Annotated in this window: 10 protein-coding genes; 5 read left to right on the forward strand and 5 right to left on the reverse strand. The window is 41.6% G+C overall.

Annotated elements, in window-relative coordinates:
- Nucleotides 1-117: 117 nt before the first annotated feature.
- Entirely contained in the window at nt 118-1,371 is a 1,254-nt protein-coding gene (locus AN213_RS09325; RefSeq protein ID WP_054560692.1) for an MFS transporter, read from the reverse strand.
- Between the two features lie 252 nt (nt 1,372-1,623).
- Here AN213_RS09325 and AN213_RS09330 point away from each other — a divergent pair, with 252 nt between their 5' ends.
- The 3 genes from AN213_RS09330 to AN213_RS09340 all read left to right on the forward strand — a co-directional run bounded on the left by AN213_RS09330 (nt 1,624) and on the right by AN213_RS09340 (nt 5,807).
- Nucleotides 1,624-3,993, forward strand: a complete 2,370-nt coding sequence (locus AN213_RS09330; protein ID WP_054560693.1) for a TonB-dependent receptor domain-containing protein — start codon at nt 1,624-1,626, stop codon at nt 3,991-3,993.
- Between the two features lie 154 nt (nt 3,994-4,147).
- Complete coding sequence (locus AN213_RS09335) at nt 4,148-5,068, forward strand: alpha/beta fold hydrolase (RefSeq protein WP_054560694.1); 921 nt, start codon at nt 4,148-4,150, stop codon at nt 5,066-5,068.
- A 43-nt stretch (nt 5,069-5,111) separates the two neighbouring features.
- Nucleotides 5,112-5,807, forward strand: coding sequence for an ATP-dependent Clp protease proteolytic subunit (locus AN213_RS09340; RefSeq protein ID WP_054560695.1), 696 nt, complete (start codon nt 5,112-5,114; stop codon nt 5,805-5,807).
- Here AN213_RS09340 and AN213_RS09345 read toward each other — a convergent pair.
- The 4 genes from AN213_RS09345 to AN213_RS09360 form a co-directional block, all read right to left on the reverse strand.
- Complete coding sequence (locus AN213_RS09345; RefSeq protein WP_054560696.1) at nt 5,804-6,880, reverse strand: hypothetical protein; 1,077 nt, start codon at nt 6,878-6,880, stop codon at nt 5,804-5,806. The two genes, AN213_RS09340 and AN213_RS09345, sit on opposite strands and share 4 nt — an antisense overlap.
- 141 nt (nt 6,881-7,021) lie before the next feature.
- Nucleotides 7,022-8,389 carry an alkaline phosphatase PhoX gene (locus AN213_RS09350; protein WP_054560697.1) on the reverse strand — a complete coding sequence of 456 codons (1,368 nt, stop codon included), beginning with the start codon at nt 8,387-8,389 and terminating at the stop codon, nt 7,022-7,024.
- A 111-nt stretch (nt 8,390-8,500) separates the two neighbouring features.
- Nucleotides 8,501-9,154: a hypothetical protein gene (locus AN213_RS09355; protein WP_054560698.1), complete on the reverse strand. Its 654-nt coding sequence runs from the start codon at nt 9,152-9,154 to the stop codon at nt 8,501-8,503.
- Nucleotides 9,155-9,169: 15 nt separating this feature from the next.
- Nucleotides 9,170-9,982, reverse strand: a complete 813-nt coding sequence (locus tag AN213_RS09360; protein ID WP_055198386.1) for a MipA/OmpV family protein — start codon at nt 9,980-9,982, stop codon at nt 9,170-9,172.
- Nucleotides 9,983-10,385: 403 nt separating this feature from the next.
- On the opposite strand from AN213_RS09360, the gene AN213_RS09365 reads away from it, so the two are divergent.
- Both AN213_RS09365 and AN213_RS09370 read left to right on the forward strand, forming a co-directional pair.
- Nucleotides 10,386-11,282 carry a sensor histidine kinase gene (locus tag AN213_RS09365; protein ID WP_160316759.1) on the forward strand — a complete coding sequence of 299 codons (897 nt, stop codon included), beginning with the start codon at nt 10,386-10,388 and terminating at the stop codon, nt 11,280-11,282.
- A gap of 3 nt (nt 11,283-11,285) precedes the next feature.
- Entirely contained in the window at nt 11,286-11,921 is a 636-nt protein-coding gene (locus AN213_RS09370) for a response regulator transcription factor (RefSeq protein ID WP_054560701.1), read from the forward strand.
- Nucleotides 11,922-11,971: the final 50 nt, after the last annotated feature.

An 11,971-nucleotide genomic window follows, 5' to 3' on the forward strand; every position in this document is an offset into this window, starting at 1 on the left:
TTTTTTAACATTATAAGCCGATACTACAAACTAATATCTCGGAAAAAATACGTAAATTGATATCGCTGTCATTAATTGTTAAAGCGTAAAAAGCCCCATAAAGGGGCTATTTAAGGGTTACGAGCTTGGGTTTGCGAAATCGGGTCTGGGTAACTTTTCGAGTATGGCGTATAAGTAAATCACCACAAGGCAAAGCCCTCCCGCTACAAAGAATAAAGTTGGGCCATCGTAATAATCTAAAATTAAACCACCACCGAGGGGTGCTAAAGCAAATCCTAAATCATAAAACGAAGCCGCGCCAAAGTAGGCTCCACGTAAGTTTGATGGTGCGAGCCTATCAAGGTGAACATTCATCGTCGGAAACAAAATGGTTTCGGCCAAGCTCATCACCACTATCGCACCTATCCAGCCCCAGAATAAATCGATTGGATTAAGTGCGAGCCAAAACTGCGACACCATCAATAGCGCCAAACCAATTTGTATTCGTACCGTTAGGCTAAATCGCGCCATCATTTTTAACAGCAGAAATTGACTTGAAATGATCACTATCGCATTGGTAAATATCAGCGCAGAAATCAATGCAAGTAGGTCGGGTGCCTCTGCACGAGTTAGGTATTGTATGAGTGAACTATCCATTTGCGCATAAATAAACATGCACAAAATATTGGCTAAAATTAAACACTGCAGCAGCTTATCTGCAAATAGAATACGTAAGATTTGCTTGCCTTGTACAGCTGGTTTTTTCTCTTCAGGCTCGTCGATTGCGGCAGTATTTTTGGCGGCTTTATCACTAAAATTAAAGCCCCAAACAAGCAGCACTAATAAAATAGCAAATGCCCCTGCGGTAATATAAAAGCTCGACTGCTCACCTGTTAAACCTAGCCATACCCCAGCTAATGGACCCACCGCACAGCCCACATTAACAATAAAGTACAGCGACTGCATGGCCAGCTCACGAGTTTGTGCATCATTAATAATATCGCCAATCGCCGCACTGGTTAGTGGTCGCCAAAGTGCAGTCGCAATAGAGCATAAGGTCATCACAATCACATAACCGGCCACGGTTTCTACCTCAGCCAACAGCGAGAAAGAAATAATATACAGCACACCAGTGATGTACATCAGCGTATGCCGGCCCACTTTATCTGAGAGGCTACTGCCAATAAAACTGGTAAACACCGAAATCACGGCAGCACTGGTAAGTACCAAACCGACTTCTGTCGCCGATAAAGCAAACTTTTCGTACAAGATCACCGCAAGAAATGGCCATACCATGTAATAGCTGCCACGGGTAATAAACGAGCCAAATAAGAAGATCCACATAAGCACAGGAAACTGCTTAAAGCGCGCTAAAGAGATATCTGAATTCATTATTTTAATTTTTATGATGATGATTAAAACACTATACAGGAACTGAATCTGCCTTGGGTATTTAATCTAAAACTTGTTTGTAACAGCGTATTAATTAGCTAAAAAACAAACGCAACTTAATTGTGAATAGTGTTAAGCCAACTTGAAAAAGATTAATCTAAATAAGAATAGTTATTGATTGTATTTTTCATTTCTGTAGTATACGCAGCGTTCCTCAAAGGGATAACCTACAAAAAGAACTGGAAACCTACAATGAAATCAATAAAACCAAGCTTACTGGCACTTGCCATAACAACACATTTTTCAGCCTTTGCTGATGACGCTAAGCCGAAACAAGATATGGAACGCTTAGTTATTACTGCAACGGGTTTTGAGCAAAAAGTTACCGAAGCACCTGCAAGTATTTCAATTATCACTAATGAAGATATTAAGTCTCATGCCTTCACCTCAGTACTTGATGCTGTGCAGTATTTAGAAGGTATCGACATTGGCACAACTCGTGATAAAACAGGCCAAGGCAGTGTAAGTATGCGTGGTTTAACAGGTGAATACACCCTGTTACTTATTGATGGTAAACGCCAAAACAACCATGGCGATATTTATCCAAACAACTTTGGTGGTAACGCGTTTAACCACGTACCACCGGTCGATGCCATTGAGCGCGTTGAAGTAATTCGCGGCCCTGCATCAACGCTTTATGGTGCAGATGCACTGGGTGGTGTAATTAATATCATCACTAAAAAGCACACTGACAGCTGGAGCGGTGCAGTATCTTTTAGCCGTTCATTACAACAAAACGATGATTTTGGTGATGACATTACCACTGACTTTAGTGTGATGGGTCCGCTTATCAAAGACGTATTAAGCTTAGGTGTACGCGGCAGCGTTTACGAGCAACAAGCATCATCGCCAACATTTGAACCAGCAACCGATCCTAATGGTGTTGTACATGCTCGTTCATTAGGTTTTGGTAGTGGCGGTCGTACCGTTGATAATACAAACGAGCAGTATGGTTTTACTTTAACTTATACACCGTTTGAGTCGCATCATTTACGTTTTGATTACGATAACTCAAGCCAAGTGTACGACAACACGCCAAGCTACGACATTGAGTCAGGCACCATTACTTACCCGCTTGGTACTAAAGATAACATTGAATCAATTTGGCAAGACCGCCGCGGCCAAGTAAACCCGCGCGCAGGTTATGCGGCAGACCAAGAGTTTGACCGTGAATGGTGGTCACTCAGTTATGATGGTGAACTTAATTGGGCAACGATTAAAGCCTCTGTATCTTATGTTGATACGCAAAACAATGGCCGTACTTTACCACTGAGTGTAAGCGAGCGATTAGAGCTGCAAGCTATGTACGATGGTACTGGCGAATACGAAGGAATGGACGAGCAAGCACGTAAAGACTTAGCCGAAGAAACATTCTTACCGCGCCCTGCTCGCCCACTTGAAAGCAGCCAATATACCTATGACTTACGCTTTGATATTCCTATCACAGGTAGCTTTGGTAGCCATAACCTAGCAATTGGTGGTCAGCTTATCGACGGTGAATTAAAAGACGGCGTATTTGGCCTTGAAAGTGACCAAGCAGGTCAAGTGCAAGAGCAAAACATGTACTCAATCTTTGCCGAAGATAACTGGATGGCAACTGACAACTTCACCTTTACATTAGGTGCTCGTTACGATGACCATGATGTATTTGGCAGCCAAGTATCACCGCGCGTTTACGGTGTATATAACCTCTCTGACACTTGGACCTTAAAAGGGGGTGTGAGTACAGGTTATAAAACGCCGCAAACCACTGATCTTTACGACGGTATCACCGGATTTGGTGGTCAGGGCACAAGCCCATTTGCGGGTAACCCAGATTTAGAACCAGAAACCAGTGTGAACTCTGAAGTTGCACTGTACTGGACTTCGCTTGATGGCGATCACAACATTAATGTGACTTACTACAACACCAAGTTTGAAGACAAAATTGCCCGCGGCGACACTATTTTAAGCTGTGAACAAACTAACGATGTACGCCCTTGTGTGAACTTAGGTCAGTACGATCAACTTGGCTACGATAGCTACAGCCAAAAGATCAATATCGACGAAGTAGACCTTCAAGGTGTTGAAATTGCTGGTCAATACACTATCACTAAAACAGTGTCTGTTAACGGTAACTACACGTGGACTGATAGCGAACAAAAGAGCGGTCCTGAACAAGGTCAGCCATTAACTAACTCAGCTGAGCACATGGCAAACCTTACCCTAAACTGGGAAGCGACTGACTTTATGAACTTATACCTACAAGGTGTATATCGTTCAGACCGTTACCGCGGTTGGGATAACGTGCACGACAAAGCGCTATATTACAAAAACTACAACCTACTTAATTTAGGTGCGCAGTTTTATGTAAATGAGTACGTGCAAATCAATGCCCGTGTAAACAACCTATTAGACGAAGATTTCACCTCATATAGCACTAGCTATACCGACCTAAATGGCGATGGTGAGTACGAATACCTAACAGGTCGTGGTGTAGTTAGCGAAGTCACATTCACAGACGACTACAACGTTAAAGATAAAGGCCGTAACTTCTGGATTGGCGTCACCGCTTACTTCTAAGAAAACTCCCTGAAAATAGACAGCATGCAGTCATGTGCTGTCTATTTTTCTAACTACACAATTACTCCTACTATCAGTATTCTTTTTATTGTCACTAAACTGCCAACTTCACACACTAAGCTGATGATACCTGCGTAAGCTTATTTGTCAGTCTATGGAACATATCCTTACAGCCAGTGGTATCTGTATTAGTTATCAAGATGAAGGCGATAAAAATGCGCCAGTGATCATCTTAATTATTGGCTTAGGTGCTCAATTTACCGTTTGGCCAGAGTCGCTATATTTTGGCTTGGTCGAAAAAGGCTTTCGGGTTATTCGTTTTGATAATCGTGATGCAGGGCTGTCCTCATCGTTAGATGAGTTAGGCAAGCCGAGCCTGGTGAAGCATTGGCTTAGCCGCCGATTACCGATTCGCTCAAAGCTGCCATATTCGCTCGATGACATGGCTCGCGATGTAAAAGAATTAATGGATGCACTGGCTATCAAAAAAGCGCACTTAGTGGGGGCTTCGATGGGTGGCATGATTGCGCAAATTGCCGCGGCAAAGTATAAAAAACATGTACTGAGCTTAACTTCAATTATGTCGAGTAGCTCGCCGTTATCGTTTTCGGGTTCAAACATTAACCTGCTAGTAAAGCTCGCTAAAATACGCCCCCGAAGCAGTAATAAAGAAGCCGCGATTGATTACAATGTTAGGCTCAACCAACTCATTGGCAGCCCAGCCTACCCACAAGATGAACACGCTTTATACGCCAACGCACAGCGCTATATTGAACGGGCCCACACGAATCAAACTGGCTTTAAACGTCAGCTTGCAGCCATTGCCGCAACGCCTTATCGCGAGCAATTACTAAAAAAGATTAAAGCCCCCACATTAGTAATTCATGGCAGCGCTGATCCTGTTATGCCACTGTCTGCGGGTATCAACACCGCACTGTTAATAAAGCGCAGTAAGTTAAAAGTTGTGCCTGGTATGGGTCATGATTTTCCGCCCGCTTTAATGAAAAAAATGACTAAGTGGATTGCTAAACACGCAGCTAAAGTCAGCGCCAAAAAAGCCGCTAAAAAACCCTAAAAGCATGATAGAATTATCATACAATTTATAAGGTTAGCGTTTTATGTTGCGTGTATTTTTTAGTCTGTTTTTAATTATCCCTTGGTTAAGCTTTGCCGGTGTGTCACTAAGCGAGCAGCGCATTATTTATCAGGGCGAAATTAGTGCCAAAAACAATCAACATGTTGCACAGCTTTTGGCTGAGCAGCCAAGCATAAACAGCATACAAATTACCAGTGGTGGCGGAAACGTTGATTTAGGTATGGACCTCGCCGAATTAATTTTGGCGCATAATTTAAAAGTTCATATAAAACAATTTTGCTTTTCGTCGTGTGCGAATTACGTATTGCTTGCAGGAAACCCTACCACCATAGCTAAGAACGCCATTGTCGGTTGGCACGGCGATGCCGCTTCGGCTCGCTGGCGAGATAGCGATATTGATGCCATGGTAACGCATTTAAAAGAGCCAGAAAAAACAACCAAGTGGCAGACTTTACGCACTCATTACGATGAAATAATCGCAAAAGCCGTGACTCGTGAAAAAGCCTTTTATGCAAAACGCGGGGTTAATCATGACTTGCTAACGATTGGTTTATCTGAAGAGCTAAAACGTGCAGCTGTGGCACAAAAAGCCAGAGGCTGGAGCTACTCAAAAAAAGCACTCAATACACTGAATGTGAATAATATTGAGTTTGCAGACTGGCAGCCCCGCTCGGCAAAGAACTTTCCGTTACTAATAATTAGTGAGCTTGGGGATTAGCTTTTGTAATCACGGATATAACGGTAATCAAATTCGGTGTCATCTAGAATGTCGCAATAATCACGAAAATCATTACTCTGCATTTGCTGAATATCGATGATCACCGACTGCTCTGTTACGAGCTTTTTAAAGCTTTGCAATAGCGTACGTCCTTGCTTTGCATCTATATGGCAACCGAATTGATAAATGTCATATAACCGAGCGAACTGATCACCGCTATGTCTTGAGCTTGCCATGAGTGCTTCACCACGCTCAAAAGCAAGCATTCTTCCCAGAATAAATTGCGCTCTAGGTTCATTTTTATGTTCAACGAGATAACGTAAAATAGTTTCTGATTTAAATGTATCTTGCGGAAAATTCCCCTGATAAACGCCTCGTTCATCAAAGTGACGACCGGAATAATAGGCAAAAGCATAGCTAAATGCTTTTTTGTCAGACAAGGTTGCAAGAAACTCATCATCTGTCGGAATATGTTTTGCTCTAAACTTAGCAGCTTGATGTTGCTCTTGTTCTACCTGTTTTTCAATAGACAAATACTGCTGGTGAGCAAATGCACCAACGGCGCCTGCAAAACTCAAACATGATGTAGCAATTAGGGTACTCGGTAATACTACCAACCAATGATTTTTAATTTTTTTATACCCTGCTAGCTCACCAGATTCATACACCTCAGCAAATAACTTATGATCAATAAATGGAATGCTTTTACGTGCAATAAATGCTGCTGACCAAGAGCCAAGTGCAAATAACAAAGCATAAATTGATAAAGACAATGTACCGCTGATCAAAACCTCCGAACTGAGCGCAACAGCGATTACTGATAGGTATGCAATAAGTGAAATAACTGAAAAGATACGATCATAGCCACGCCCATGAATACGAACGGCTAGGCCAACGAGTACGCCGCTAATCACTAACATTACTGGCCCAATAGCACTTTTAATTGAAAATACTGTGATCCATAAAATAATGATTGGGATACTCCAGCACGCTACGCCGATTGCGGCTGCAAGTGGACTTTGCTTAACTAGCTTTTCTTTAACTTGCTCTCGACTCTGCTCAGTAACAGACATATCAACTCCGTTTTGGTTTTATTATTTTTTCCTGTAAAACAAAGTGATTCTAACTAGAACAGCTGATTATAAAAAGAGGAACATAAATTTTCGTGGTACAAAAAAAGCCACTTCGCAGTGGCTATTTAAAATAAGCTTTAATTAAACACTAAACTTATGCCATGGGCCTATTATAGCAAGTGTTTTTGAAGGTGAGTAAACGTTCACAAACAATGTGCTACCATCTGGTGAAAAACAGGCACCTGCCAGCTCGGTTTGCGCCACTAACCGGGCAAAATTATAAACTTGCCCATCTGGTGTCACACCACGAAGATGATTATCAACCACATCGGTGTACTGGTCTTCACAAACAATTAAATGACCATTAGGTGACACGGTTAGGTTATCGCCAAAGTTGTAAAGGGTTTTGCTAGTACTTTCGACAAACAACGAGATTTTACCTGGTTGCTGTGCTTCTTTATCTGTGCCCTCAAATTCTGATGGCTGATATTTCATAACCTGACCAAGTTGTTTTTTACCGCCATTGGTACAGCAGAAATAAAGCTCTTTATCACCCCAGTGAATACCTTCACCGCGAGCAAATAGTGCCGCACCTTGTTTGTATCCGCGCAGGCGTAAGTCGTCTTTCGGGCTTTCAGGGTTATCTAAATTGACCCACTCAACCTCAAGCTCTTGATGTAGCCCCATGGCTTTATTATTCCAGTTGCGGCTATCGAATTGTGGCTTACCTTTTACCACCATAGCTTGTAATTGCCCGCCTTTATGCAGCTTGCCATATTCCTTTGGAATAAAACGATAAAAGACGCTATCACCTTTATCTTCAGTTAGATAAACAATGCCCGTACGCGGATCAACAGCAGCCGCTTCGTGGTTAAATCGACCCATGGCTTTTAATGGCTCAGGTTTAATTAAGCCTTTGCTATTTGCGGGTACTTCAAAAATATAGCCGTGGTCTTGATTAAATCCATCGGCTTTAGTATCGGTGGTTTCTTCGCACGTAAGCCAAGTGCCCCATGGCGTAATACCGCCAGAACAGTTACGAATAGTGCCAACCAATGACAGGTATTCTTGCTCTTTTTGATGGGTTTTTAAGTTATAAACGATATGACTTGTGCCACCCGGTAACGCCACACCGTCACTGTTAGTATCAAAAGCCAGGGGCGTTTTATGGTTGGCAATACTTGCTTCAGCTTTCGCTAAATCTTTTGGTTTGAGCTCATGGTTTCTCACTAATGCAACACGGTCATTACCAAGCGCTAGACAGCCCATGCCATCAGCTTTGTCCGGTACTGTAAACCCATCAGACATTTTCTCACCTAGGCTTGAAACTACTTGATAACTAAATCCCTCGGGTAAGTCGAGCAATTTATCTGGATCAGAAATTAACGGACCAAAGCCGACAGCCGTTGTTTTTAAATCACCTAACGACACTTTACCTATGGCACTTTTTGATAATCCTAAAAAGGCTAATGTGCCCGCCCCTACTAAAAATTCTCGACGTGAAACCATGCTAACTCCAAGCTAAAACCAGCTTTATCATACAAATAAAAAAGGCATTATAAAGCAATGAAACGATAAAAAGTTACATTATCACAATATTCACGAAATTGTCATAAAGCACTACTCTTTGATGATTGCTAGTTGCTTATTAGGTAGCAGCACAATTAAGTAACCACGCTGCTCTAAGTTACAAAAATCAAATTCAAAACCTGCAATTTGTAAGTCACTAGCGCAATGAGTTAGCGGTATATAAGCTGTTGCTGTTGCTTCAGTTAATTCACTATTAGCAAGTTTATAGCTGTAGTTCGTATTGCCGATAAAACTAACCAGCCTAACCACAGGGTAATCACCACTATCTACAGCCTCAGTGCGTGTTAAAAAAGCCAGTTTCAGCGTTTCGCCATCCATATAACTGATCACATAATTAGCTATATCACTAACAACCCACTTTTGTAGATGAGCTTTTATTTCAGCATCATAAAAAGCTGCAAAGCCAACCTTTGAGACCACTGAACGCTTAAAGTTAAGCTTTTCAAAACCACCGTAGCCATCGATTGATTGCTGGAAGTTCTGCTCCTTATAAATTGCGCTTGTTGGTGTGTTGTTTCGTAGGTTCATCATATAAAAATCAACCGGGTACTCGCTAAAGTTATAAACATAATAGTCATTTTCATAGACACCTTGGTATAAATCGTCTTCGTCAAACACTTCCTCTTCAGCGCTATTGCAACCAGTAAGTAAGAGTAAAATGCATAATCTCAGTAGATAATTCATTGCTCATCCCTTTTTCTAAAAACGATAATTTATAGTTGCAGCGAATTGCTGCTTGGCAGTTTCACCCACGAGCGGGCTTTTTTTGATGGCTGAGTCAAGTTGCTCATACCGCAAGCTCGTAAAAACAGACCACTGCTCATTAAAAACATAAGTCAGGTTTAGCGAGGTAAATGGGTTTAGGGCTGCACTTGGCTGATATTCATATCTGCCAAACTCAGGGGCGATATTGCCATTAGCTATGCCATACAGGTATTGAGTGTATTTTTTATCTTGCCAATAAAAACCGAGATCAGCACTTAGCTGTAACCCTAATCCTTGGCCATAAATCGGTAGGTTATAGCGGGCAAGAAACGTAAGTCCATCGGAGTGATTCGAAATATCTTGCGCTAAACGAACAAAAAGCTGTTTATATTGCAGCTGCGTTCTGAAGGTTAGCTCACCTTTGCCGTCTTTATAGTCAGTGAAAACCTCATCATCCGACAACTCATCACTAAAGATTAAACTGCTATCGTAGGTTTCATCTCGGAAACTAAGCCCCATTGACGCTTCAAATTCTGCGCCTTGTAAAAAGGCATATTGCACTAAGCCATATTTAGGCCCTATGCGCCAGTTGCCTTTTCGGGCGTTGAAGTATGGCAAGACCATGGTTTGAATATCGTGATCTCGCCATGCTGTATCAATGGCCAATTGTGCAGCACCGACCTCCATTTGCCATTGCTGTGATTGCTCATCGGCCTTGGCATCATCAACAAATAATGCTGCTAAACAATAAGCTGCAATCAACAGATAAGAAAAAAGACTATTTCGCAGAAATTCATGTTTGGTCATGATAATGTCCCTATATTGGTGTTTTATGCAGTTTAACGCCTCACCATTAGGGCTGACTTGCTGCAAATGTCACATATTTAATCGTGACATTTGTCATATACATAAACGAATAATTGCGGATTAAACTAAGCGTATGAACAAACTCTTGCAAACGTTGATACATCGAAGCGATTTCATACTCTCAGCAATCACCTGGGGGTTTGTGTTTATTTATACTCTGCACGCTTGGTCGCAAAGAGCAGAGTCGGCGCAGCTAAGTTTTAGTACAATAAATACGTTTTTGATCAGTGTGTTATTTATAAGCTTTTTTGCTTTTTTAATTTATTTTGAGTTTTTCAGATCACGATTTAAGCACTATCAAACCCGTATTTTGAACTTCACTATCGCTAATGTTGTGCTATTGATGTGGCTATTTAATATTGGCTTTGTTGCAATTCTATTGATCATCTTCTTAGTTAAATTCAGCGATTACGAGCCAAACAAAGCCAGCCTCTATTTACTCATTTGCCTGCCCTTTTTGATGGCGCTGACGCTTCACTATGGCTTTGATAAGCAATTTGTATTGCTCAACGGGTTGGCTTTCACTTTATACAATAGCTTTGCCTATCGCTTTGCTACTCGGCTTATTTCTGAGCGTAAAGCCAAAGAACAAGCAGCCCATTTATTACGTGAATTAAAAGCAACTCAAGCGCTTTTAAACGACACCGCAACTCGCGATGAACGTATTCGTATTGCCAGAGATTTACATGATACCCTTGGCCACCACCTTACAGGACTCAGTATTCACTTAGAAGTCGCCAATCATTGTGCTAATCATGAAGCACCAAAACACATAACTAAAGCACAGCAAATTACCCGCTTGTTATTAAATGATGTGCGTGACTCTGTCTCGTCAATGCGAGAAAACCAAACCATTGATTTACATGCATCGCTTAATTCACTGTGCAGCCATGTTACAGGCTTAAATGTCACACTCAATTACGATGAAAATATAAAAATAAGTGATACGTTATTGGCACAAACGTTATTTCATACTGTGCAAGAAGCGATTACGAATTGTATTAAACACAGTGATGCGACCGAGCTGTCGGTAAGCTTAGACCTCCAAGCTGATTCAGTGCATCTCACTATTTATGATAACGGCGGCGAAATGCCCAAGCTGAACTTAGGCAATGGCTTAACAGGCATGCAAGAGCGCTTAGCTTTAGTGCGAGGGGCAATCGAGTTTGAACAAAATAATAATGGGTTTGCGATTGCTGCAACGTTACCTCATAAACTTAATCCACATACTTTGGCGTAAAAAATGATTAGGGTATTACTCGTTGATGACCAAACATTATTAAGAGAAGGCTTAAAAAGCTTACTCGCCCTTAAAGCAAATATTCAAGTCGTGGCTGAGGCTGACAATGGCCAAACGGCTCTTGAGATGCTCAAGCAACATTCTATTGATGTTGTACTCCTTGATATTCGCATGCCTATTCTAGACGGTATTGGCGTACTGAAAAGTATGCAAGCACAACAGCTGAGGCAACCAGTACTGGTACTCACGACCTTTGATGATAGTGAACAAGTGCTAGAATGTATTCGCTATGGCGCTAAGGGTTATGCGTTAAAAGATATTAATTTAGAGCGCTTGGTCAGCGCCATCGAAACACTTGCTAAAGGTGGCTCAGCGCTAGCTCCTGCGATCACCGAGCGAATTTTGAATAAGCCCACTAAAACAACCGATACTTCTTTAGCAACTCCTGATAAATTAAGTAAAAGCGAGCTTAGAGTGCTCAATTTAATCGCTGCAGGCTATTCAAATAGTGAAATCGCCGAGGCACTTTATAAGTCTGAAGGGACTATCCGTAATCAAGTGTCTTTTATTCTCAGAAAGCTAGATGTACGTGATAGAACCCGTGCAGCATTAAAAGCAATTGATCTAGGTTTGATATAATTGCAAATCATTTTTAATCTCATTAAGCTTTTATCATACAAGTAAATCGC

Origin of the sequence: Pseudoalteromonas sp. P1-8 (assembly GCF_001399985.1) — a bacterium.
In the GTDB taxonomy this organism is placed as follows: Bacteria; Pseudomonadota; Gammaproteobacteria; order Enterobacterales; family Alteromonadaceae; genus Pseudoalteromonas.